Origin of the sequence: Bradyrhizobium campsiandrae (assembly GCF_014529705.1) — a bacterium.
In the GTDB taxonomy this organism is placed as follows: Bacteria; Pseudomonadota; Alphaproteobacteria; order Rhizobiales; family Xanthobacteraceae; genus Bradyrhizobium; species Bradyrhizobium campsiandrae.
This window is the reverse complement of sequence record NZ_JAANIH010000003.1, coordinates 64,599-88,081: the sequence shown is the minus strand read 5'-3', so window position 1 is coordinate 88,081 and position 23,483 is coordinate 64,599. Positions and strand designations below refer to the sequence as shown.

Genomic DNA, 23,483 nt, shown 5'->3' with positions numbered 1-23,483 from the left:
CACCATACATAACGCATCCCGCAGCGAAACAGGCCGGCCTGCATGGCTTGCCTGATTGTTTGAACCATGAAACATTTAGGCCGGTCGGGTTGGGTGGCGCTGGTCGGCGCCGAAGCAACGGAGTGGGCACGATGCGGGCAGTTTCGAGGTGGATGCTGGCAACAGGGGCTCTCGCGGCCATGATCTCGGGCGCGAGCCCCACATGGGCGCAGCAGACGATCCGCGTCGGCTGGACCATCCCGGCCGAAGAATCCAAATATTGGATGATGCGCAGGCCGGCCGAATTTCCTGATATCGGCAAGACCTACAACATCGAATGGACCCAGTTTCAGGGCACCGCGCCGATGACGCAGGCGTTAGCGGCGGGCGCTCTGGATTGCGCGACGCAGGCGCCGCTTTCGCTGGCCAACGGCGTTGTCGGTGGCAACCTGAAGGCCTACATCGTGGCGCAGCATGTGTTCGAGAAGCCCGGTGGATTCTCGGTCTATTGGGCGGTGATGGATGACTCCCCGATCAAGACCATTGCCGATCTCAAGGGCAAGACGGTCGGCATTTCCGTGATCGGCGGCGGCACGCAGGGCCCATTCAACCTGCTGCTGAAGCAAAACGGTGTCGATCCGGCCAAGGACATCAAGCTGGTCGAAGTCGGCTTTGCCGTGTCCGAGGACGCTCTGCGCCAGGGCAGGGTCGACGCCGTCAACATGAACCAGCCGTTTGCGGCGCGGGCCGAGGCAAAGGGCGGCACTCGAAAGCTGTTCTCGCTGTCGCAGGCGATGCCGAACATCGTGCACATTCTAGAAGCCTGCCGTGCCGATTTCGTCGACAAGAATCCGGAGCTGGTGAAGGCTTATGTCCGCGACATTACCTCGGGCATGAAGAAGGCGCTCGCGAACCGCGAAGAGACCTTGAAGGTCGTCAATGAAGTGCTGAAGGCGCCGCTTCCCGTGCTTGAAACCTATCTGCTCAAGGACAACGATTTCGGGCGCGATCCCGGCGCGGCGCCCAATTTTCCCGCGATCCAGAAGATGCTGGATATCTATGCTGAGACGGGAATGCTGCCGAAACTGGATGTGGCGCAGTTCAAGCACCCGACGATCGTCGCGCCGTTGCAATAAGCGATCGGATCGTCAGCGAATGAGGTCGCAACGTCCCGCCGCGTACGCGACGTTGCACGAAGATGATGCAAGCATGAAGAAGTTACGATCACGGATAACGACTGACGGACTCGACCGGGCTCCGCACCGCGCCTTCATGCGCGCCATGGGTCTGGATGATGCGGCCATTGCCAAGCCGATGGTGGGCATTGTCAGCATGAAGGGCGAGCAGACGCCCTGCAACATGACCCACGACTTCCAGGTGGCCGCAGCCAAGACCGGAATCGAGGAGGCTGGCGGCACGCCGCGCGAGTTCTCGACCATCTCGGTATCCGACGGCATCAGCATGAACCACGAAGGGATGAAGTTCTCCCTGTTTTCGCGTGAGTTGATCGCCGACTCGATCGAGGCCGTCGTTCATGGTCTCGCCTATGACGCGCTGATCGGATATGGCGGATGCGACAAGACGCTCCCAGGCGTGATGATGGGCATGGTTCGTTGCAACGTACCTTCCATCTTCATCTATGGCGGCAGCTCGCTGCCGGGCCGCGTGGATGGGCGGACGCTGACGGTGCTCGACTCCTATGAAGCCGTTGGCAGCTTCATGACCGGCGAGATCGACGCGGCGACGCTCGAGCGGATCGAACGCGCCTGCCTGCCGACGATTGGCGCCTGCGCTGGACAGTTCACGGCGAACACGATGGGAATGGTGTCGGAAGCGATGGGCCTGACCATTCCCAACGTGTCGATGGTGCCCGGCATTTATGCCGAGCGCGCACAGATCTCGCGCGGTGCCGGACGCCTGATCATGGAGATGCTGGAGCGTGGCGGGCCGTTGCCGCGCGACGTCGTGACGCGGAAATCCCTGGAAAACGGCGCGGCAATCGTTGCTGCGACTGGTGGCTCGACCAATGCGGCGTTGCATCTACCGGCCATCGCAAACGAAGCCGGCATCGCATTCACGATTGACGATGTCGGCGAGGTCTTTGCCGGGACGCCGCTGATCGGGAACTTGCGGCCGGGCGGCAAGTACACCGCCAAAGACGTCTACGACATCGGCGGCGCGGCCGTCGTGATCCGCGAGTTGATCCAGAGCGGCCATATCGATGGCAGCTGCCTGACCATTACGGGACGCACGCTCGCGGAGGAATATGGTGTGGCGAACCTGCCCGATGGCGAGGTGGTCTACGCGGCCCGCGCGCCAATCATGCCCGATGGCGGCGTTGCGGTGCTGAAGGGCAATCTTTGCCCTGATGGCGCGGTTATCAAGGTTGCGGGCTTGAAGAGCCAGCTGTTCGAGGGGGTGGCGCGCGTCTTCGAGGATGAGGAAGCGTGTGTCACCGCGGTTCGCGATCGCAGCTACAAGGCCGGCGAGGTTCTGGTGATCCGCAATGAAGGGCCGGTGGGCGGTCCCGGCATGCGTGAGATGCTTGGCGTCACAGCACTGATCTACGGGCAGGGCATGGGCGAGAAGGTGGCCCTGATCACCGATGGTCGGTTCTCGGGGGCCACACGCGGCATGTGCATCGGCTACGTATCCCCGGAAGCGTTTGTCGGCGGTCCGCTGGCGCTCGTCCGCGATGGCGACAGGATCCGGATCGATGCCGCAAAGCGGCGTATGGACATGCTGGTCGACGAACAGGAACTTGCTGCACGCCGACGCGATTGGAAGCAACGCCCGCCGCGCCATCGCGCTGGCGCGCTCGCAAAATATGCGCGTCTGGTCGGTCAGGCGCCGGGCGGGGCGGTCACGCACGAAGGACCGGCGGAATGGCCCTGGTTCGATTGATGCATCGCGTGTGCGGAGTGACGACCCGTCTGGCAGGTTTCTTGCTAAGCTCGTGCCGCTGATGAAGAACATTCAGCAGATCGGTTGCGTGACGTTGGCGTGCGAGTGAAGTGGGAGACGGAATGAAGGTCGTGCCTTCGAAATCGAGCGAATGGATGAGACCGGTGGCGTCACAAAAGCCGGCTTTTGCGATCATCGAGATCGACCGCGTCTCGCAGGTCTTCCAGACCTCGGCGCGCAAGGATCATTTGGCGCTATCGGACATTTCCTTGACGATCGAAGAGGGGGCATTCGTCTCCATCCTTGGTCCCTCCGGTTGTGGCAAGTCGACACTGCTTTATATCGTCGGAGGTTTCGTCAGCCCAACCAGCGGTGCGGCGAAGATGAAGGGGCGGGCGATTATGGGGCCGGGTCCGGATCGTGGACCGGTCTTCCAGGAGTTCGCGCTGTTTCCGTGGAAGACCGTGCTAGGCAACGTGATGTATGGCCCGCGCCAGCAAGGCGTGCGAGCCACCGAAGCAGAAGCGCAGAGCCGCGCGCTGATCGAGATGGTCGGACTCAAGGGCTATGAGAACTTCTACCCGAAGGAATTGTCAGGCGGCATGAAGCAGCGCGTCGCGCTGGCGCGGACGCTGGCCTACCATCCCGAAGTTCTGTTGATGGACGAGCCGTTTGGCGCGCTCGACGCTCATACCCGGACGCGGCTCCAGAACGATCTCCTGAACATCTGGGAGCGTGACCGCAAGACGGTGCTGTTCGTGACCCACTCGGTCGACGAGGCCGTCTTCCTTTCGGACAAGGTCGTGATGATGTCGAAATCTCCCGGCCGCATCAGGGAAGTCATCGATATCGATCTGCCGCGACCGAGGCTTCGCAATGAGCTGTTGCTGGATCCGCGCTATCAGAAATATGTCGTCGACATCGAGCGCATGTTCGATGAAAGCGACGCCGCGGGCGCGCCCTCATGATCGCGCCGGCTACCATCGTAAGACGCGCGGCGCCGGTGCTGGCTTGCATCGGATTGCTGACGGCTTGGCAGCTTGCGTCGCTCGGTTTGAAGAACGACAGCTTCCCGACCGCGCTCGAAGCGGTCCGCGCGATCCCGGACATCCTTGGCGACAAGGAATCGCTGATCAACATCCTGGCGTCGCTTCGCCGCATGGCGATCGGTTTTGGCATTGCCGTGCTGGTATCGATTCCGCTCGGTCTGCTGATGGGCCGCAGCCGGGCCGTCGCATCCTTCTTTAATCCGCTCTTGATGGTGATCTATCCTGTTCCCAAGGCGGCGCTGATGCCGATTATCATGCTGTGGCTCGGCGTCGGTGAAGCCACGAAGATTTTGGTGATCTTCCTCGGTGTCAGCCTGCCGGTGATCTATCACAGTTTTGAAGGCGCCAAGGCTGTCGAGGAGAAGATGCTGTGGTCTGGCGCTGCGATGGGGCTCTCACCCTGGCAGCGTCTGGTCCGAATCGTGCTCCCGGCCGCGCTGCCGGAGATTTTGACGGGGTGTCGCACCGGGCTGGTGCTGGCGCTGATCACGATGATCACCAGCGAGATGATTGCTCGCCAGTCGGGAGCAGGGAATATCCTGTTCAACGCGCTCGACATGGGGCAGTACGACACGGTTTATGCGATGATCATCATCGTCGGAGCGATGGGCATCTGCCTCGATGCGATCTTCGAGCGGGTCCGTGCGGGGCTTGTGCGGTGGTCGGAGCCCCAGTTCGACATGCCGCTGAGCTTCTCGTGATGTCCCGTATTCTATCACCAAGCCTCGTCGTTGGGTTGGTGCCGATCATGCTGGTGATCGCGCTGTGGCAGGCCCTGGTATCATTCGGCTTCGCGCCGGCGGTTTTGCTGCCGCCGCCGGGCTTTGTCTTCGGCCGGCTGCTCCAACAGCTCGTGACATGGACGTTTCAGCAGGAGATCGCGGCGACCTTGGTCCGGCTGTTCGCCGGCTTTGCCATTGCGGTCGTCCTTGGCGTCGGCATCGGCATTGCGGCCGCCGTGAACCCGGCGACCAATGCCGTGGTTCGTCCGATCGTGCGCGTGCTGGCGCCCTTGCCCAAGGTCGCGCTCTACCCGGCGCTGTTGCTGCTGCTCGGCTTCGGCCACGGATCGAAGATCACCTTGGTCGCGGCGGACGCTCTCTTTCCGATCTTGCTGTCGACCTATTACGGGGCATCAACCGTCGAGCAGAAGCTGATCTGGTCGGCGATGGCGGCTGGAACGCCGCGCTATGAGATTTTGTTCAAGGTCGTCTTGCCGGCGGCGATGCCGTCGATCCTGACCGGGTGCCGGATCGGCCTTGTCATTTCCTGCATCGTAGTGTTTCTAGCCGAGATGATCACGTCGACCGACGGACTGGGGCACGCGCTCGTGACCGCGGCCCGCACGTTCCAGGCGGTCGACATGTTCGTGCCGCTGATCACGATCTCGCTGCTGGGGTTGATCCTCAATGCGTTGTTGGGAGCGTTGCGATCGTACCTTTTGCGGGGCTTCCCCGAAGCGTGACCTGACGAACAAGAAACCAGAAGACCGGGAGTGAACCATGCTGGCGGATCGCATCGAGGCAAAATGGATCGACACATTTTGCGAGGTCTTTGAGCGTTGCGCCGTCAAGGCCGGCGATACAGCCGCAATCCTGTCGGAAACGCAGTCTCGCGCTCTCAATGTGCACTTGGCGGAGCTAGCCCTCTTGCGAATGGGGGCGAAACCGTTTCACTTGGTCATGCCGACGCCGCGCAACCGCAATATTGTGCCGGTTCGGTCGACTGGGGCTAGCGAGGCAATTCAAAGGCTTGGTCCGGTTATAACTGCGCTTCAACAGGCTGGCTTCGTGGTGGATTGCACCATTGAGGGCCTGATGCATGCGGTGGAAACGCCTGAGATCCTCAAGGCCGGCGCGCGCATCCTGGTGATCTCCAATGAGCATCCTGAGGCGTTGGAGCGGATGGTGCCGGATCCGGCGCTGGAGAAGCGAGTCCGCGCGGCTGCCAAGATGCTGCGCGGCACCAAGCGCATGCGGGTCACCTCGAAAGCTGGCACTGCACTCGATGTGGATATGGTCGGCGCTTCGACGGTTGGCGTCTGGGGCTGGACGGACAAGCCCGGCACGCTGGCGCATTGGCCGGGCGGCATCGTCGTGAGCTTCCCCAAGAGCGGGACGATCAACGGTACGCTGGTGATGGCACCCGGCGATATCAATCTCACATTCAAGCGCTATTTGACATCCCCAGTAAAGATGACCCTGAAGGACGATTACGTCGTCGAGTTGGAGGGCGAGGGCACGGATGTTGCGATGATGCGCGCATATCTTGCCGCGTGGGGCGATCGGGAGGCTTATGCAGTTTCGCATGTGGGATTCGGCATGAATCCGGCTGCGCGATACGAGGCGCTGTCGATGTATGATCAGCGCGACACCAACGGCACTGAGATCCGCGCCGTCTCCGGCAACTTCCTGTTCTCGACCGGCGCCAATGAGTTCGCTGGTCGCTACACAGCGGGTCATTTCGACCTGCCGATGATGGGCACGACCATCGAGCTCGACGGCATGGCAGTGGTGCGGGAGGGTGCCCTTCAGGACGTCTTCGGCTAAAGCATGATCCGGAAAAGTGCGAAGCGGTTTTCCGAAGAGATCATGCTCAAACAATAACATAAAGCGCGATGACGGTCCCTAATCTCATCGCGCTTTAGGTGCGGTCGATCACGGGAGGGCGGGCCAGGTCGAAGTGCCGGAGCAGGTCCACCATGGCCTGCAGTCGTTTCGCACGATAGGCGTCGACGTCGAGGCCCGAATAATCGAGAAAACCTGCGCCGGTGCGCAGGCCGATCCGGCCCTCATGCATGTTGCGCGAAATGACGTCGGGAGCGCGATAGCGATCGCTGCCGAGTGCGCCCTCCAGGTATTTGCTGGCATAGTAAAGGATGTCGCCACCGCCCCAATCGATGAATTCGAGCAGCCCGAGCACCGCATAGCGGAAGCCGAAGCCGTAGCGGATCGCCTTGTCGATCTCTTCTGCGCTGGCGACGCCTTCCTCGACCATCCGCGCGGCCTCGTTCATCGCGAGCGCCTGGATGCGCGGAACGATGAAGCCCGGCGTCGCCGCACAGACCACCGGCACTTTGCCGATGCCTTCGAGCAGTGCTTTGACGTCCTCGATGATGGCGGGGTCTGTAGCTTTGCCGGGCGACACCTCGACCAGCGGGATCAGATAGGCGGGGTTGAGCCAGTGCACGTTGAGGAAGCGATGCGGACGTTCGATCGCTCCAGAGAGATCATCGACGAGGATGGTCGACGTGGTCGATGCGATGATCGTGTCCGGGCTGACCTGCCTTGAAGCTGCTCCCAGTATTTCCCGCTTGAGTTCGACGATCTCAGGAACACCCTCGAACACGATTTCGGCTTCGGACAGAGCTACGCCACTTTGGCTGGCCGGTACTACCGAAACCCGCGCGATGAGAGGATCGGCGTCGGCCTCGCTCAGCAATCCCAGCTTCGACAGGCTGGCGAAAGTCTTCCTGACTTCGTCAAGGGCGTCTGATTTCAGCTTGGCGAAATCGTCCGCCGAGCGGGCCTTGATGTCGATCATCGTGACCGTGTGCCCGGCATAGGCAAACGCCACGGCGATGCCGCGGCCCATGCGACCGGCTCCAAGACATGCAATATTGGCGCGACTGCTCATCGATCAGAATCCCTCACGAAGCAGCGTCTGCAATTCGGCCTTGTGAAGCTTGTCGAGTCCCAGCGTCTCCAGCGTTCGGCCGGTTTGCATGAAATCCTCGCCGCAGATTGCGCCGCCGATGGCGAGGAATGCCTTGGCGAGCGGCGTAGCGGCGCCCGCCAGCTCCGCGACGGAGACCAGCAGCGATAGCCCAAGCCGCAGATCCTCGCGCATGTAGCGGTGTTCAGTCAGCACGATCCGCTCGCGCCAATCGCCGGAATCGGTCAGGCGATCGTGCGAGCCCCGGCCATACATCCAGATCTCGCCTTCCCTGGCGTAATGATGAACGAGCGGGAAATGCGGTGCGCCATATCCCAGTGCCTCGCGCACGGCGATCCGCTCGGCGTCGAGAGCATCGGTCACGCGCCGGATCGCGGCTTGCGTTCCTTCCTTGTGGATGTCCCAGCGCTCAAAATGCTCGATCGGGCCCGCGTTCATCACGATCAATGGCGGATGGATGATGCAGCCTGCATTCATCAGCGCGCCGGATAGCGCGTCACCGCAGGGTTCGATCACGTCAGGGAAGGCGCGTCCAATCACCTCAAGCGCATGCGGCGCCTGATCGAGCGGGAATACGCCAACAGGCAGGCGCTTGGCGCGTATCGTGATGGCGACCTCGAATGGCCCGTGCTTGCGGGTCAGCCAGGGTAGCGTGCCGGTTTCGGCGAAACTCGCCTTGGCGCGATTGCCGGCGTCCCGAGCCGCCTGCGCGAAGATCATCGAGCCGAACGTCGCCGGAGGCAGGAACACCACCTGGCCATCCCGCAGATGCGGGGCGAGGAGGCGGGCGATATCCGGTTGCGCGAAAGCCGGGGCAGGGCACAGTATCAGCTCCACACCGCCAATGGCTTCCGCGATGTCGGTCGTTACCAGTGCCAACGTCACATCATGACGGCCATTGTGGTCCTTGACCAGAATGCGAGAGCCTGCGGCGCGGTGCGTTTCGACCTGGTGCGCGTCACGGCGCCAGAGCCGGACCTCGTGCCCCGACAGGGCAAAATCGCCCGCGGCCGCGAAAGAGCCGTTTCCTCCACCCAGAACCGCAATCTTCAAGATGCTTCTCCTTGCGCCCGGGTCTGCGCGTCAAGCTGCTTCAGCAGGAAGTGCTGGACCTTGCCCAGTGCCGTGCGCGGCATGTCGGCGACGAAGACGATGTCGCGCGGAACCTTGTAGCGGGCGAGCTGGGCCTGAGCGTGAGCTCTAAGCTCGTCAGCTTCGAGCCTGCAGACGGATCGCCGGATGACATAGGCAATCGGCACTTCGTCCCAGCGCGGGTCTGGCCTTCCGATCACGGCGCATTCGATGACGTCGGGATGTTCGAGCAACACGCGCTCGACCTCGGCGGGATAGACGTTCTCGCCGCCGGAGATGATCATGTTCTTCTTGCGATCGCGGACCCAGAAATAGCCGTCCGCGTCGCGCAGGCCAATGTCGCCAGTGCGATACCAGCCGTCGTGGAGCGCGTCGCGCGTGGCGTCGGCGTTGCCCCAATATTCGAAGAATACGTTGGGCCCGCGCACGACGATCTCGCCAGGTGTGCCAGCAGGTACTTCGTTGCCGGCCTGATCGATCACCTTGGCTTCGCAGCACAGCCCGGCCAGTCCAGTCGATCCCGCGCGCGAGAGATCGCCGCCGAGACGGGTGTAGACTGCGATAGGGCAGGTCTCGGTCGAACCGTAAACTTGCAGCACCGGCACGCCGCGCGCGACAAAACGCTCGAGCAGGTGCGGCGGCACGATCGTCGAGCCGGTGGTGACGGCTTTCAACGATGAAAGGTCAGTGGCGGCCCAGGCAGGATGCTCGCTAATGGCCTGGATGATTGTGGGCACCATGACCGTCAAGGTCGGTCGTTCCTGTTCGATCGCAGCCAGCGCCGCTTCCGGGCCGAAACGGGCGTGGATCGTGACGGTCGCACCGAGCTGGAGCGCCGCGGTCGTCTGGATGTTGAGGCCTCCGACGTGGAAAAACGGCAGCACCGTGAGCACATGATCGTTCGACGTCATGTTGTGCATGTGCTGGCTCATGACGCCGTTCCAGAACAGCGCCTCCTGGCGCAGCACCGCGCCCTTCGGCCGTCCGGTGGTCCCTGACGTATAGACGATGAGCAGGGGGCAGGAGAGATCGGTGTGCGGATTCTGGCTGCTGCCGTCACCGTGCGTCAACAAGCCTTCAAATGTCGTTCCGCTCGGTGGTGCAAAATCGAGCCCGATGACGGCAGTCCCCGCTGCAAGTTCGGAGAGGATGGTTTCAAAGGCCTGCTCGAGCACCAGCACCTTGGCGCCGGCATCCGTGAGAATGAAGAGCTGCTCGGCGACCGCGAGCCTCCAGTTCAGCGGCACCAGCATCGCGCCGAGCCGGGCACATGCGTAGAGCAGGACCAGGTAGTCTGGCCGGTTCAGGCTCAGGATGGCGACGCGATCACCGCGGCCAACGCCGAACTCCCGTTTCAAGCCTGTCGCCGTCCGTTCAATGCGATCGGCGAATGCCGCGTAGCTCAGCCGCTTCCCTTCAAAGGCAATGGCTGTTTTGTCTGGCGCAAACGCCGCGTTGCGATCGATCAGACTACAGAGATCCACCGTTAGTCGTCCGTTTCGCCGGCCTCGTACAGCGCCTCGCGACCGATCCGGTCGAGGCAGAGTTCGGCCGTCCAGGGCAGCATCAGCGAGCCGCACCGGCTGTCGCGATAGATGCGCTCCAGCGGCAACGACCGCAGCATGGCCTGGCCGCCGCAGGTGCGGATCGCGAGGGCCGCGAGGTCGTTGGCGCCCTCCATCACCGAATATTGCGCAGCATAGGCGCGCAACACCTGCTCCTTGCTCGGATTGGCGCGCGCTTCGGTGACGGCCTGGAACCAGATTGCCTTGATCTGCTCGAGCTTAATCTGCATTTGCGCGACCGCGATCTGCTTGGTCGGGTACATCCGGCGTTTGACCGGCGGCATGCCCGGCACCTCGCCGCGCAGGTAGCGAACGGTGAAATCATAGGCAGCTTGCGCGAGGCCCATATAGGTCGGCGACAGTGTCAGGAACATGTGTGGCCAGCGCATCGCCGCCTGGAAATAGACTCCGCGTGGCATCAGCGCGGAGTCGTCGGGAACGAACACATCCTTGAACAGCAGCGTTCGCGAGACCGTGCCGCGCATGCCGAGTGGATCCCAGTCGCCGACGACCGAGACGCCCTGCGACTTTGCTGAAATGGCGAGGTACAGCGTATTGCGGCGCGAGGCTTTCTCGCCTTCCTCGATCTCCGTGCAGAGGACGCCGTAATAATCGGCATGGCCGGAGAGCGACGCAAAGATCTTCTTGCCGTTGACGATCCAGCCACCCTGGACAGGCTTTGCCTCGGTGCCGAAGGCGACGCCGCCGGCTGCCGCTGCGCCCCCTTCCGAGAAGGGTTGGGAGTAGATCGCGCCGTCCTCGACGATGCGCTTGTAGTGGACCGCCCGCCGCTTTTCGTGCTCGGCGCGGGTGTCCGCGTCCATGTCGAGATCATCGGCCAGCGGCCCGGACCACAGCGTCGAGCAGACATGCATGTTCCAGGTCAGGGCGGTCGCGCCGCAATAGCGGCCGATTTCAGCTGCGGCGAGAGCATAGGTCTGATAGTTGGCGCCCAGCCCGCCGTGCTTCTTGGGCACCGCGATGCCGAGCAGGCCAACGCGATGCAGGTCGCGGTAATTCTCGGTCGGGAAGATCGCCTCGCGATCATATTCCGCGGCGCGGCCGGCGAATACGCTCTGGCCGATCTCGCGTGCCCGCGCGATGATTCCGGCCTGCTCATCGGTCAGGCGGAACGCCACGGGATCGAAGATCGGTGCATCCAGCGCGACCTTGCCGCTCGCGCCGATGGTTTTGCTGACTTGCATGGTCATGGCGCGGTTACCCGTGTTTTGCGGCGACGGAGTTCACGAAGCGGCCGAGAGCCTGGTCGAAGGCGTCAGGGCGCTCGAGGTTGGCGAGATGGCCGACGCCGGGGAGTTCGACATATTCGGCGCCGGGAATGTAGGTCGCTGTCTTCGCCATCATCGGCGCTGGCGCATTGTTATCCTTGGAGCCGGACAGCAGCAGTGTTGGCACGCAAATCTCCTTAAGTGTGCTGCGCTGATCGAATCCGATCAAGGCCAGCATCATGGCGCGATAACTCGCCTCCGGCACGCTTCCCATGCACTCGCGGGCAAGCTCCATCCCTTTGGGATCAGGATCGTCGCCGACGAGCTCTTTCACGAGTGATGGCGCCAGCGACGTCATAGTCTCGCCGCGGTCGAGCGGCCCCAGCCGCGCCGCGATGAATGATTTCTGCCAGTCGCCGTCGGCCTTGCCGAAGGCCGGGCTGGTCTGTGCAAGCACGACCGCGCGCGCCAGCTTCGGCGATTGCACCAGCCATTTCTGGACGATCATGCCGCCGATCGAATGGCCGACCAGAATGGGTTTCGCTGCGCCGATCTGCTCAATGAACTGCTGCAACGCATCGGCCAGGGCAGCGATACTGACGCTGGTCAGCGGCGCGGATCCACCATAGCCCGGCATGTCCCACGCGATCGTGCGGAAGCGATTGCCGAACGCGGCCAGCTGCTGCCGCCAAGCCCGTGCTGCGCCGCCAATGCCATGCAGGAAAATCAGAGGTATCGCGGCCGGATCTCCGGCGGCTTCATAGGCGAAGCGTCCGTCCCTTGTTATCATTGGCGCAGGCTGCGACACGAGACATCCTTATGCGTGGCCCAGCGATGCTAACAGGCCTGTGGGGGATGGGAAGGGATAATTTTATACTTAAAGCAATTTTCGGGCCGGACTGTTCAGATCACTGCCGTGGAAGCGGCAACGCGACTTCATTTGCAAATGTTTGAAGGTTAAAATATATCAGAGCAATCAGTCCGTAGAAACTTGAGGGAGCAAGCGCATGTCCGGATTGCCGCACTCGCCGCACGCGCTTGTGACCGGGGGTGGCCGAGGTATCGGCCGCGCGATTGCGGCCTCTCTTGTCGGCGCGGGCGCCACGGTGACGGTGCTTGGCCGCAATTCCGCGAGCCTCCAGGAAGCGGTTGCCGCAGGGGCTGCACATTTCATGGCGGTCGCCGACGTCTCCGACGAAGCCGCACTGAAAGCCGCGGTCGCAGAGGCGAGCGCCCGAAAGCCGATCGATATCCTGATTGCCAACGCCGGAAGCGCCGAATCGGCGCCGTTTGCGAAATCGGACAGCGCCCTTTTTGCGCGCATGATGGATGTGAATTTCATGGGCGTTGTCCATGCCATCAGCGCGGTGCTGCCGGAGATGAAGGACCGGCCCTATGGGCGTATCGTGGCAATTGCATCGACGGCCGGGCTCAAAGGTTATGCTTACGTGAGCGCGTACACGGCGGCCAAGCACGCGGTGGTCGGTCTCGTACGCTCGCTGGCCCTGGAAATGGCCGCCAGCAAGGTGACCGTGAATGCGGTGTGCCCCGGCTTCACCGACACCGATCTGGTCGCCGGCAGCATCGACAACATCATGAAGAAGACCGGACGCACCCGCGAGCAGGCGATCGCCGAGCTCGCGAAGCACAATCCGCAGGGGCGCCTGGTCACGACGCGGGAAGTGGCAAATGCCGTGCTCTGGTTGTGCAGCGAGCACGCCAGCGCGATCACGGGGCAGGCCATTGCCGTGGCCGGGGGCGAGATCTAGCGTCGCGGGCGCGGAACAAGGAAGCCAAGGAGATTGCATGAGCAGACCAGCCAATCCCGTCACCGTGCCGCTTGCGGACTATTCGCCGCAACACTTCCTGCTGGCGGTCGTCGATGGCGTTGCCACCGTGACGCTCAACCGTCCAGAACGGAAGAACCCACTTACCTTCGAAAGCTATCGAGAGCTGACCGACTTTTTCCGCGCCTGCGCGTTCGACGACGCGGTCAAGTCCATCGTCGTCACCGGCGCCGGCGGTAATTTCTCATCCGGCGGCGACGTGTTCGAGATCATCGGCCCGCTGGTGAAGATGGACACCAAGGGGCTGACGGCGTTCACGCGGATGACCGGTGATCTCGTCAAGGCGATGCGGGCGTGCCCTCAGCCGATCGTGGCCGCTGTGGAGGGCATCTGTGCCGGCGCTGGCGCCATCATCGCCATGGCGTCCGACATGCGGCTCGCCGCAAGTGGTGCCAAGGTGGCGTTCCTGTTCAACAAGGTCGGGCTTGCGGGCTGCGACATGGGCGCCTGCGCGATCCTGCCGCGGATCATCGGCCAGTCCCGCGCCTCAGAGCTTCTCTACACGGGCCGGTTCATGACCGCGGACGAGGGCGAGCGCTGGGGCTTTTTCAGCCGCATCGTCACCCCAGAGCAGGTGCTGACCCAGGCCCAACTGTTGGCCAGGCAGGTCGCGGAGGGCCCCACCTTCGCAAACACCATGACCAAGCGGATGCTGGCCATGGAATGGGCGATGTCGGTTGAGGAGGCGATCGAATCCGAAGCCATTGCCCAGGCCCTGTGCATGACCACGGCCGATTTCGAGCGCGCCTTCGAGGCCTTCGCCAACAAGGTCAAGCCCGTGTTCAGAGGCGACTGAGCTGCGGAGAGGGCTGGCATCGCACAAACCAAGGCTTGCCAGAAATTATTTTAGGCTTAAAATAGTTTTTATGGCGAGGTGAATTGGCGAGGCTTCCATGAAAGTCGCGATCATCGGTGGCGGACCCGCGGGTCTCTACGCAGCGATCCTGCTGAAGAAACAGCGCCCGAGCGCCGACATCACCGTCTACGAGCGCAACCGCGCCGACGATACGTTCGGCTTTGGCGTGGTCTTCTCGGATGCCACGTTGGACAATTTCGAGAAGCACGATCTTCCAAGCTATCGCCGCATCACCCAGGAGTTTGCCTATTGGGATGACATTGCCGTGCATTTTCGCGGCACGGTGCACCGGGTCGGGGGTAATGGCTTTTGCGGCTGCTCGCGGCAGAAGCTGCTTCTGATCCTGCAAGAGCGGGCGCGCGAACTCGGTGTTGTCCTGCATTTCGAAGTCGACATCGACGACGAGTCGCGCTTTGCCGATGCCGATCTCATCCTGCTCGCCGATGGCGTGAACAGCCGTTTCCGCGAGAAATATGCCGAGCACTTCCAGCCGGAGGTTGATCTCCGCGCCAACAAGTTCGCCTGGATGGGCTCGACCAGGCCGCTCGATGCCTTCACCTTCATCTTCCAGGAGACGGAGTGGGGCCCTTTCATCGCCCATGCTTACCAATATGAAGCCGGTCACTCGACCTGGATCTTTGAGACCGATCCGCAGACGTTCGAGCGGGCAGGGCTGACCGGGCTGAACGAGACCCAGTCCGCCGCGCGGATGGCCGAGATCTTCGGCTGGTTCCTCGACGGGCACAGGCTGCTCACCAATCGCTCGATGTGGCGCAACTTCCCCATGATCCGCAGCAAGCGCTGGGTGAAGGACAACATGGTCCTGCTCGGCGACGCCAAGGCGAGCGCCCATTTCTCGATCGGCTCCGGCACCAAGCTCGCGATGGAGGATGCGATCGCGTTGGCCGACGCCATGGCGAAGGCGCCGGACATCACGGCCGCGCTGGATGTCTATGAGCACGGTCGCCGCGAAGAAGTCGAGAAGACGCAGCACGCCGCAGACGTCTCGCTGGTCTGGTTCGAGCACGTCGACCGTTTCTGGGATTTCGACCCCGTGCAGTTCGCGTTCGGGGTGATGACGCGCTCGAAGGCGATCACCTATGACAATCTCAAGCTGCGTGCGCCCGATTTCGTTGCCGAAGTGGAGAAGTCATTCGCCCAACAGGTGCGCAGCAACGGCTTCGATATCGATATCGACAAGCCCATGGTGCCGCTGTTCCAGCCGTTCCGGCTTCGCGAGATGGAGGTCGCCAACCGCGCCGTGATGTCGCCGATGTGCATGTACTCGGCAAAAGAGGGCGTGCCAGGCGATTTCCACCTCGTGCACTACGGCTCGCGCGCGATCGGCGGCGCGGGCTTGATCTTTACCGAGATGACCTGTGTCAGCCGCGACGCGCGGATTACGCCCGGCTGCGCCGGGCTGTGGAATGATGAGCAGGAAACGTCGTGGCGACGCATCGTGGATTTCGTTCACGGGAACTCCGCAGCGAAAATCTGCCTCCAGCTCGGGCATGCGGGCCGCAAGGGCGCGACCAAGCTGATGTGGGATGGCATCGACCGCCCGCTGGACGAAGGCGGCTGGGACGTGGTCTCGGCATCGCCGTTGCCCTACTTCCCTGATAGCCAGGTGCCGCGTGAGCTCGATCGGGCCGGAATGAATGCGGTGCGAGACTCCTTCGTCGCCGCGGCCGAGCGCGGTGAGCGTTGCGGTTTCGACATGCTCGAGCTGCACTGCGCCCACGGCTACCTGCTCGCGAGCTTCATCTCGCCGCTGACGAACGCACGTACCGACGAATATGGCGGCTCCCTTGAGAACCGTCTGCGCTTCCCGCTCGAGATATTTGAGGCGCTGCGCGCGGTATGGCCGAAGCACAAGCCGATGTCTGTGCGCATTTCCGCAACCGACTGGGCTGACGGCGGCATTACCGGAGACGATGCGGTGGCCATCGCGCGGGCCTTTGCCGAGGCGGGTGTCGATCTCGTCGACGTCTCGACCGGGCAGACGGTTCGCGATGCGCAGCCGGTCTATGGCCGCATGTTCCAGACGCCATTTTCCGATCAGGTCCGCAACGAGGCGCGGGTGGCGACCATGTGCGTCGGCAACATCACGACCGCGGACCAGGCCAACACCATTTTGGCTGCCGGGCGGGCCGACCTCGTCGCGCTGGGGCGCCCGCATCTGGTCGATCCCTTCTTCACCATGAAGGCGGCGGCCTGGTATGGCGCGAATGAGGCGTTCTGCCCGCCGCAATATCTGCCAGGTAAGGACCAGATTTTCCGCAATAGCATCCGCGATCGGCAGGATCTCGAGGAGCTGAGAATTAAGGCTAAGCCCAAGACCCGGGCCGAGCTCAGGTCGGAGGCGACAAAGCCGCTTGCGGCGGAGTGACCGCCCGTGCGACGTTAACCCCATTGCCTGCGTATTGAGTGGAGTTAGGGCGATGAAGGCGATTATCGTCGGTGGTGGTATCGGTGGTCTCACCACGGCTTTGATGCTGGGGGCCCGCGGCATCGGCTGCGAGATTTTCGAGCAGTCCGACACGATCCGCGAGCTCGGCGTTGGGATCAACACGCTGCCGCATGCCATGCGGGAGCTTGCCAGCCTTGGCCTGTTGCAGAAACTCGACGACGTCGCGATCCGTACCGACCAGCTCTACTACCTCAACCGCCATGGCCAGGAGGTCTGGCGCGAAGCCCGCGGCGTGGACGCCGGCCATGACGTTCCGCAATTCTCGATCCACCGCGGCCGCCTCCAGGGCGTCATTCATCGCGCCGTCGAGGAGCGGCTGGGAGCAGAGGCGATCCACACCGGCTGCAGGCTCGGCGCCTTCACACAGGACGAGGGCGGCGTCACGGCCTACTTCTTCGATCGTGCGGGTGCGCACATCCACACCGCGCACGGCGATATCCTGATCGGTGCCGACGGCATCCATTCACGCGTCCGCGACACGCTGTTCCCGAACGAAGGGCCGCCGTGCTGGAACGGCCTGATGCTCTGGCGCGGTGCGCGCGACTGGCCGTTGTTCCTCACCGGAAAATCGATGATCGTCGCCGGCGGCCTCAATGCCAAGGTGGTGATCTATCCGATCGCGGAAGGATCGAGCTCCGCGAGCCGTCTGACCAATTGGGCCGTGCTGGTGAAGGTGGGCGAGGGCAATGCGCCGCCGCCACGAAAGGAAGACTGGTCGCGGCCGGGCCGGCGCGAGGAACTGATGCCGCATGTCGCACGCTTCTCGGTGCCCTATATCGATGTGAAAAGCCTGATCTCGGCGACGCCTGAATTTTACGAATATCCCACCTGCGATCGCGATCCCTTGCCTTATTGGTCGTCCGGTTGCGTCACGGTGCTCGGCGATGCCGCGCATCCGATGTATCCGGTTGGCTCCAACGGTGCCTCGCAGGCGATCCTCGATGCGCGCTGCCTCGCCGATGCGCTTGTGCGCGCTGAGCATCCGCGTCAGGCTTTGATGGAATACGAGAAGAAGCGCCTGCCGATGACCGCGGATATCGTTCGCTCCAACCGGCGCGGCGGCCCGGAGGGCGTCATCGACGCCGTCGAGCAGCTCGCGCCCGACGGCTTCGACAATATCGACAATGTGCTGAGCTATTCCCAGCGCGAGGCAATCGTGCGCGGTTATGCCACCAAGGCCGGTTTCGCCGCGGTGCCGGGACTCGCGGCGGTGCGCGCCTGACGTGTTCTTGATTGAGCATGACCCTTCCGGAAAACCGCTTCACACTTTTCCGGGGTCGTGCTGCTAGCCGGCGCCGGGAGGCGGCGGCAGGAAGTGGATGTTGAACTCGGCAGCCATTGCCACGACATCCTCCGGCTTCTGCTCCTTCATGTTGTGAAGGCCCCAGAACAAGTCGAACAGTTTCTTGGTCGGCGACACCCAGAATAGCACCTTTGCGGTCTGATCCGACTTGTTGAAGATGCCGTGCGGCACACCCATGCCGAGCCGGATCAGGTCGCCGGGCGTTGCCTGCGCTTCCGAATTGCCGAGCATGAAGTCGAGCTTGCCCTCCAGCATGTAGAGATACTCATCCTGGTCGGGGTGGATGTGCGGGGGCACAAACGTGCCCGGCGGCAGCGTGGCGTGCCAGGAAAAGCTGTTTTCGGCGCAGCTCTTGGGGACATAGGTTTGGCCCAAAATATTCCAGGAGATGCCCTGGATACCCTCATTGGCCCGCGTGACGCCGGTGATTTCGCTCTTCATTGCAGTCCTCCCATTGCGCGAGACACGGCCTTAGTTCGCCGCCTTGCATTCCTTGGCATAGCGATCGCCGTAGTTCTCGAAAACCTTCTGGACGATCTCGGTCTGAAACTTGCCATCCGCCCGCTTGGCGACCTTGGTCAGGTAGAAATCCTGGATCGGATAGCCGTTGGTGTTGAACTTGAACGACCCGCGTAGCGAGGTGAAATCCGCCTTCTTCAGGGCCGCCGCCACGGCGTCCTTGTTGGAGAGGTCGCCCTTCACGCCCTTGATCGCGCTGTCGATCAGCATCGCAGCGTCGTACGCCTGCATGGCATAGGTTCCGGGCACGCTGTTGTAGGCGGCCTCATAGGCTGCGACGAACTTCTTGTTCGGGGGATTGTCGAGGTTGGGCGCCCAGTTCGCGCCGCCGAACATGCCGACGGCTGCATCCTGCTGCGCCGGCAGGGTCGATTCATCCACCGTGAAAGCCGAAAGCACCGGAATGCTGTCGGCGAGGCCCGCTTGCTTGTACTGCTTGACGAGATTGACGCCGAGACCGCCAGGCATGAACGTGAACAGCGCATCGGGCTTTTGCGAGGAGATCTTGGAAAGCTCCGGTTGGAAGTCCAGCGTGTTGAGCGGCATGTAGGATTCTTCGACGATCTCGCCCTTGTAGTCGAGCTTGAAGCCTGCGACCGAATCCTTGCCGGCCTGATAGTTCGGCACCATCAGGTACATCCGCTTGTAGCCGCGATCCTGCGCGACCTTGCCGAGGATCTCGTGGACCTGGTCGTTTTGATACGACGTTACATAGAAGAAAGGATTGCAGTCCTTGCCGGCGAAGGTCGACGGACCGGCATTGGGGCTGATCAGGAACACCTTGGATTCCGTGACGGGCCGGTGGATCGCCTGAAGGATGTTGGAGAAGATCGGGCCGACCACGAAGTCGACCTTGTCGCGCTCGAGCAGGCCTTTGACCTTGGTCACGGCCGCGTCCGGCTTCAACTCGTCGTCGACAACGACCACTTCGACATCGCGGCCACCCATCTTGCCGCCGAGATCTTTCACGCCGAGCGCGAAGCCGTCGCGAACTTGCTGGCCGAGCGCGGCGGCCGGCCCCGACAGGGTCACGATCACGCCGAGCTTGATCTTCTCCTGGGCGAGGACAGGGCTCATTGCGGTGCCGAGCGACAAGATGGCCGCAGCCATGGTCAATTTCGTCTTCATGATCTGTCCCCCGTGACGAAGGCTCCCAGTGCGAGCCGCGTACTGCGATACAAGCTTATGCCGATGACGGCGCTAGCGGCAAGCCAAGGTCAAGGCGATGCCCGTCTGGCGAGCAGCGGTGCATGCAAGCCGCGCGCCAATTATTTGAAGCCTAAAGAAGTTGGCCTGTGGTCGATTGTTGCAGCTTTGGACTTGCGGCCGGCCCGGATTTATTTGAAGCTCAAAACGTTGGGAATCCGTGCTGGCGCCAATGCCGGCCGTGAGTGATTGCAAAGACATGCTCGATTCCGAGACCAAGGCTGTCGAAACGCCGGAAGACCATGCCGAAGAGCTCCGGCTGTGGTTGCGTCTGCTCACCTGCACGACCTTGATCGAGGGCGAGGTCCGCGGCCGACTGCGGCAGCGCTTCGACGTCACGCTGCCGCGCTTCGATCTGATGGCGCAGCTCGACAAGGCGCCCGACGGCATGACGCTGTCTGACGTGTCCAAGCGGATGATGGTGTCCAACGGCAATGTCACCGGCCTTGTCGAGCGCCTGGTGGAATCCGGCCACCTCGACCGCCGCACCTCGGAGACGGATCGCCGCGTCCAGGTGATCCGCCTCACGAAACTCGGTCGTGCCGAGTTTCGCAGGATGGCCTCAGAGCACGAGACCTGGATCGCCGATCTCTTTGCCGATTTGACGCCGAAGGATGTACGCGAGCTGATGCGGCTGCTGGCCAAGACCAAGGCATCTGCGCAGAAATCGGCCGCACGGCGTAAGCCTTAGGTCTATGGGGCCCGGTACGGCCGCCATTCCCACCTTGCCGCACGAAAATGCACGGGATGCCTAAAATCCGCTATTGCGCCAAATTATTTTAAGCCTAAAATGTTTTCCAGATAGTGCTGCCGGGTGCTTTCCATGCGCGAAGGAGCGTGCGATGGCCAACGCTGCCAAGGTTCAAGTTTCGGGCTCGCATGACGCATACGCGGCGAGCGCCCATGTCGACACGTTCGCACGCCAGCATCTGCCGCCGCCGGATCTGTGGCCGCAGTTCATCTTCACGCGGCCGGAGCTGCGCTATCCGGCACGATTGAACTGCGTCAGCTATTTCCTCGACCGCTGGGTCGAGCAGGGGCACGGCGAGGCGCCCTGCGTCATCAGTCCTGCCGTCTGCTACACCTACCGCGAATTGCAGGCGCTGGTGAACCGCATCGCCAACGTGCTGGTCGGCAAGCTCGGTCTTGTGACCGGCGGGCGTGTGCTGCTGCGCTCCGCCAACAATCCGATGATGGTTGCAACTTATCTCGCGGTGATCAAGGCAGGCGGCATCTGCGTGGCGACGATGCCATTGTTGCGTGCCAAGGAGCTGTCCTATCCGATTCAAAAGGCCGAGATCACGCTTGCGCTTTGCGACGGAAAACTCTCCGACGAGATGGAGAAGGCAAAGCTTGCCGCGCCCGGCCTCAAGCAGGTTGTCTATTGGGGCAATGGCGCCCCCGACTCGTTCGAAGCCCTGATCGCGGATGCAAGCCCGGAGTTCAAGGCGGTCGATACGGCTTCCGACGACGTCTGCCTGATAGCCTTCACGTCCGGCACGACTGGGGATCCCAAGGGAACGATGCACTTTCATCGTGACATGCTGGCGGTGTGCGACGGCTACGCCCGCAACATCCTGCAGGCCCAGCAAAACGACCGTTTCGTCGGGTCTGCGCCGCTCGCTTTCACCTTCGGCTTTGGCGGTGTGCTGTTTCCCATGCACATTGGCGCCTCCTTTGTCGTTCTCGAGAAGACGACACCCGACGATATCCTGACGGCGATCGAGCAATATAAGACCACCGTCTGTTTCACGGCGCCGACCGCGTACCGCGCCATGATCGGCAAACTGCCGGGCCGCGACATTTCCTCGCTGCGAAAGTGCGTGTCTGCCGGCGAGACGTTGCCCAAGCCGACATTCGATGCTTGGCTGAAGGCCACCGGCATCAAGCTGATGGACGGGATCGGCTCGACAGAACTGCTGCACATCTTTATCAGCGCGACCGAGGAGGAAATCCGTCCCGGTGCCACCGGCAAGCCTGTGCCAGGCTATGAGGCGAAGATCGTCGACGATGAGGGCAATGATTTGCCGCCGGGAACGATCGGGAAGCTCGCGGTGCGCGGGCCAACGGGTTGCCGATATCTCGCCGACGAGCGGCAGCGTAAATACGTCCAGAACGGCTGGAACATCACCGGTGATACCTATCTGATGGATGGCGACGGCTACTTCTGGTATCAGTCGCGCTCCGACGACATGATCGTGTCATCCGGATACAACATCGCGGGCACCGATGTGGAAGCAGCGCTGCTTACGCATCCTGCGGTCGCGGAGTGCGGCGTCGTCGGTGCACCGGACGAGGCGCGCGGAATGATCGTGAAGGCCTATGTCATCGCCGCGCCGGGCGTGACGCCGGACGCAAAGCTCGTGGCCGAGTTGCAAGAGCATGTCAAACGCGAGATCGCGCCGTACAAATATCCGCGCGCGATCGAGTTCGTGACACAGTTGCCGAAGACCGAGACCGGCAAATTGAAGCGCTTTGCCCTGCGGCAATTGGCGCAGGCGGCGGCGACGTCCTCGGGCGTCGCAGCCGAATGAGATGAGGATCAAGAATTGTCTGTGATCACGCCGAAAGGGCCCCAGCTTGCGGTGCTACCGACAGCCGCCGAGGATGACGCCAGCCCCAGGCCACAGGTGCTTCAGCCCTCCGGCTGGCCGATGCCGAAGGGCTATGCCAACGGCATGGCGGCCGAGGGGCGTATCGTCGTCACAGGCGGCGTGATCGGCTGGGATGCCCAGGAGCGTCTCGCCGACGGCTTTGTTGCGCAGGTGAACCAGACGCTGAACAACATCGCCGAGATCTTGGCTGAAGCTGGCGCGCGGCCAGAGCATCTGGTGCGTCTGACCTGGTATGTCGTCGACATGGACGAATACCTGACGAACCTGAAGGAACTGGGCAGGATCTACCGCACCATCTTCGGCGCGCACTATCCCGCGATGGCGCTGGTCCAGGTCGTCCGGCTCGTGGAAAAAGCGGCACGCGTCGAGATCGAGGCCACCGCTGTCATTCCTCGCTGAGCTCCCCTCGCTGAGCTTGGTCTCGCGCTCAGCCTGCCACCTCAGCTCGCTTTGGCGAGTTCGTCGTCCTCGGGGGAGTTCAGGTAGACGCCGGACATGGTGTCGACCCAGCACAGATGGTCGTGCACCTTCTTCACGCCTTCGACGTTCTCGGCTGCGACGATTGCCGCCTGCCGCGCGCGCTCCTCGGTGATGACGCCGCTCAAATGAACGATGCCGTCACGCACGATGACGTTCAGCCCGAACGGGCACCAGTCGTTCTTCTCCATGCTATCAATGATGCGGCCGCGGATGTGGTCGTCGTCCGCGGTCGGATCCGGTACCTCGCGGGCGAGGCCGGCCACGGCCTGCAGCAGGTTGGCGCGAGACACGATGCCGACAACCTGGTCGCCACGAACCACCGGCAGGCGTTTGATATTGTTCTGTTCCATGAGGTCGACGATCTCGGCAAGCGCGGTGTCCTCGGTGATGGTGACCGGCGAAGCGGTCATAACTTCTGAAACCTTGCGACCATGCTCGTGGACGAAGTCGCTGGCCGACTTGCCCGAGCCGAGAATGAACCGCAGCCAGCGGCCGCGCTGGCGGCCGGTGCCGATCTCGCTGCGGCGGATGAAGTCGCCTTCCGAGACCACGCCGACCAGCTTGCCACTGTCGTTGACGACGGTCAGGCCGCTGACGTGACGCTTCAACATGATGTTCGCGGCTTCGACGATGCTGGTATCGGGCGTGACCGAGATAACCGACCGGGTCATGATCTGGTGGGCGCGCATGGAGT

General features: G+C 62.6%; 22 protein-coding genes. 14 read left to right on the top strand and 8 right to left on the bottom strand.

Annotated elements, in window-relative coordinates:
- Positions 1 to 131: 131 nt before the first annotated feature.
- From G8O24_RS02955 to G8O24_RS02930, 6 genes are all read left to right on the top strand, one after another.
- Positions 132 to 1,115, top strand: a complete 984-nt coding sequence (locus tag G8O24_RS02955) for an ABC transporter substrate-binding protein (RefSeq protein WP_188096314.1) — start codon at positions 132 to 134, stop codon at positions 1,113 to 1,115.
- A gap of 73 nt (positions 1,116 to 1,188) precedes the next feature.
- Complete coding sequence (ilvD, locus tag G8O24_RS02950) at positions 1,189 to 2,883, top strand: dihydroxy-acid dehydratase (protein ID WP_188096312.1); 1,695 nt, start codon at positions 1,189 to 1,191, stop codon at positions 2,881 to 2,883.
- A gap of 122 nt (positions 2,884 to 3,005) precedes the next feature.
- Entirely contained in the window at positions 3,006 to 3,851 is an 846-nt protein-coding gene (locus G8O24_RS02945) for an ABC transporter ATP-binding protein (RefSeq protein ID WP_188096309.1), read from the top strand.
- Positions 3,848 to 4,633: an ABC transporter permease gene (locus G8O24_RS02940; RefSeq protein WP_188096307.1), complete on the top strand. Its 786-nt coding sequence runs from the start codon at positions 3,848 to 3,850 to the stop codon at positions 4,631 to 4,633. Before G8O24_RS02945 ends, G8O24_RS02940 begins: the two co-directional genes overlap by 4 nt.
- Positions 4,633 to 5,397 (top strand): ABC transporter permease, encoded by a 765-nt coding sequence (locus tag G8O24_RS02935; protein WP_188096305.1) that lies wholly within the window; start codon positions 4,633 to 4,635, stop codon positions 5,395 to 5,397. Before G8O24_RS02940 ends, G8O24_RS02935 begins: the two co-directional genes overlap by 1 nt.
- 37 nt (positions 5,398 to 5,434) lie before the next feature.
- On the top strand, positions 5,435 to 6,481 hold the full coding sequence (locus G8O24_RS02930; RefSeq protein WP_188096304.1) for a 2,5-dihydroxypyridine 5,6-dioxygenase NicX family protein: 1,047 nt from the start codon (positions 5,435 to 5,437) through the stop codon (positions 6,479 to 6,481).
- Between the two features lie 94 nt (positions 6,482 to 6,575).
- On the opposite strand, the gene G8O24_RS02925 is transcribed toward G8O24_RS02930, so the two are convergent.
- The 5 genes from G8O24_RS02925 to G8O24_RS02905 are packed head-to-tail and all read right to left on the bottom strand — an operon-like array spanning position 6,576 to position 12,301.
- The gene (locus tag G8O24_RS02925; RefSeq protein ID WP_188096302.1) at positions 6,576 to 7,568 is read right to left on the bottom strand and encodes a 3-hydroxybutyryl-CoA dehydrogenase; all 993 of its coding nucleotides are present in this window, start codon (positions 7,566 to 7,568) and stop codon (positions 6,576 to 6,578) included.
- A 3-nt stretch (positions 7,569 to 7,571) separates the two neighbouring features.
- The gene (locus G8O24_RS02920; RefSeq protein WP_188096300.1) at positions 7,572 to 8,660 is read right to left on the bottom strand and encodes an NAD/NADP-dependent octopine/nopaline dehydrogenase family protein; all 1,089 of its coding nucleotides are present in this window, start codon (positions 8,658 to 8,660) and stop codon (positions 7,572 to 7,574) included.
- Positions 8,657 to 10,183 carry a class I adenylate-forming enzyme family protein gene (locus G8O24_RS02915; RefSeq protein ID WP_188096298.1) on the bottom strand — a complete coding sequence of 509 codons (1,527 nt, stop codon included), beginning with the start codon at positions 10,181 to 10,183 and terminating at the stop codon, positions 8,657 to 8,659. The genes G8O24_RS02920 and G8O24_RS02915 overlap by 4 nt, the downstream gene beginning before the upstream one ends.
- Positions 10,184 to 10,185: 2 nt before the next feature.
- Positions 10,186 to 11,475, bottom strand: coding sequence for an acyl-CoA dehydrogenase family protein (locus G8O24_RS02910; RefSeq protein WP_188096296.1), 1,290 nt, complete (start codon positions 11,473 to 11,475; stop codon positions 10,186 to 10,188).
- Between the two features lie 7 nt (positions 11,476 to 11,482).
- Entirely contained in the window at positions 11,483 to 12,301 is an 819-nt protein-coding gene (locus tag G8O24_RS02905) for an alpha/beta fold hydrolase (RefSeq protein ID WP_188096294.1), read from the bottom strand.
- 199 nt (positions 12,302 to 12,500) lie between these two features.
- On the opposite strand from G8O24_RS02905, the gene G8O24_RS02900 reads away from it, so the two are divergent.
- From G8O24_RS02900 to G8O24_RS02885, 4 genes are all read left to right on the top strand, one after another.
- The gene (locus G8O24_RS02900; protein WP_188096292.1) at positions 12,501 to 13,262 is read left to right on the top strand and encodes an SDR family NAD(P)-dependent oxidoreductase; all 762 of its coding nucleotides are present in this window, start codon (positions 12,501 to 12,503) and stop codon (positions 13,260 to 13,262) included.
- Positions 13,263 to 13,299: 37 nt separating this feature from the next.
- On the top strand, positions 13,300 to 14,136 hold the full coding sequence (locus tag G8O24_RS02895; protein ID WP_188096290.1) for an enoyl-CoA hydratase family protein: 837 nt from the start codon (positions 13,300 to 13,302) through the stop codon (positions 14,134 to 14,136).
- Between the two features lie 97 nt (positions 14,137 to 14,233).
- Positions 14,234 to 16,585, top strand: coding sequence for a bifunctional salicylyl-CoA 5-hydroxylase/oxidoreductase (locus tag G8O24_RS02890; RefSeq protein WP_188096288.1), 2,352 nt, complete (start codon positions 14,234 to 14,236; stop codon positions 16,583 to 16,585).
- Positions 16,586 to 16,637: 52 nt separating this feature from the next.
- Positions 16,638 to 17,888: a flavin-dependent oxidoreductase gene (locus G8O24_RS02885; RefSeq protein ID WP_188096286.1), complete on the top strand. Its 1,251-nt coding sequence runs from the start codon at positions 16,638 to 16,640 to the stop codon at positions 17,886 to 17,888.
- A gap of 63 nt (positions 17,889 to 17,951) precedes the next feature.
- On the opposite strand, the gene G8O24_RS02880 is transcribed toward G8O24_RS02885, so the two are convergent.
- A complete protein-coding gene (locus G8O24_RS02880; RefSeq protein WP_188096284.1) occupies positions 17,952 to 18,410 on the bottom strand; it encodes a cupin domain-containing protein in 459 nt (152 codons plus the stop codon).
- A gap of 30 nt (positions 18,411 to 18,440) precedes the next feature.
- Entirely contained in the window at positions 18,441 to 19,616 is a 1,176-nt protein-coding gene (locus G8O24_RS02875; protein ID WP_188096282.1) for an ABC transporter substrate-binding protein, read from the bottom strand.
- A gap of 57 nt (positions 19,617 to 19,673) precedes the next feature.
- Here G8O24_RS02875 and G8O24_RS02870 point away from each other — a divergent pair, with 57 nt between their 5' ends.
- The 4 genes from G8O24_RS02870 (at position 19,674) to G8O24_RS02855 (ending at position 22,708) form a co-directional block, all read left to right on the top strand.
- A complete protein-coding gene (locus G8O24_RS02870; protein WP_188096281.1) occupies positions 19,674 to 19,883 on the top strand; it encodes a hypothetical protein in 210 nt (69 codons plus the stop codon).
- Positions 19,867 to 20,385 (top strand): MarR family winged helix-turn-helix transcriptional regulator, encoded by a 519-nt coding sequence (locus tag G8O24_RS02865; protein WP_188096279.1) that lies wholly within the window; start codon positions 19,867 to 19,869, stop codon positions 20,383 to 20,385. Before G8O24_RS02870 ends, G8O24_RS02865 begins: the two co-directional genes overlap by 17 nt.
- Before the next feature lie 151 nt (positions 20,386 to 20,536).
- Positions 20,537 to 22,228, top strand: coding sequence for a benzoate-CoA ligase family protein (locus G8O24_RS02860; RefSeq protein ID WP_188096277.1), 1,692 nt, complete (start codon positions 20,537 to 20,539; stop codon positions 22,226 to 22,228).
- A gap of 21 nt (positions 22,229 to 22,249) precedes the next feature.
- The gene (locus G8O24_RS02855) at positions 22,250 to 22,708 is read left to right on the top strand and encodes a RidA family protein (protein WP_376708091.1); all 459 of its coding nucleotides are present in this window, start codon (positions 22,250 to 22,252) and stop codon (positions 22,706 to 22,708) included.
- A gap of 41 nt (positions 22,709 to 22,749) precedes the next feature.
- On the opposite strand, the gene G8O24_RS02850 is transcribed toward G8O24_RS02855, so the two are convergent.
- A complete protein-coding gene (locus G8O24_RS02850; RefSeq protein WP_188096273.1) occupies positions 22,750 to 23,478 on the bottom strand; it encodes a CBS domain-containing protein in 729 nt (242 codons plus the stop codon).
- Between the last annotated feature and the right edge of the window lie 5 nt (positions 23,479 to 23,483).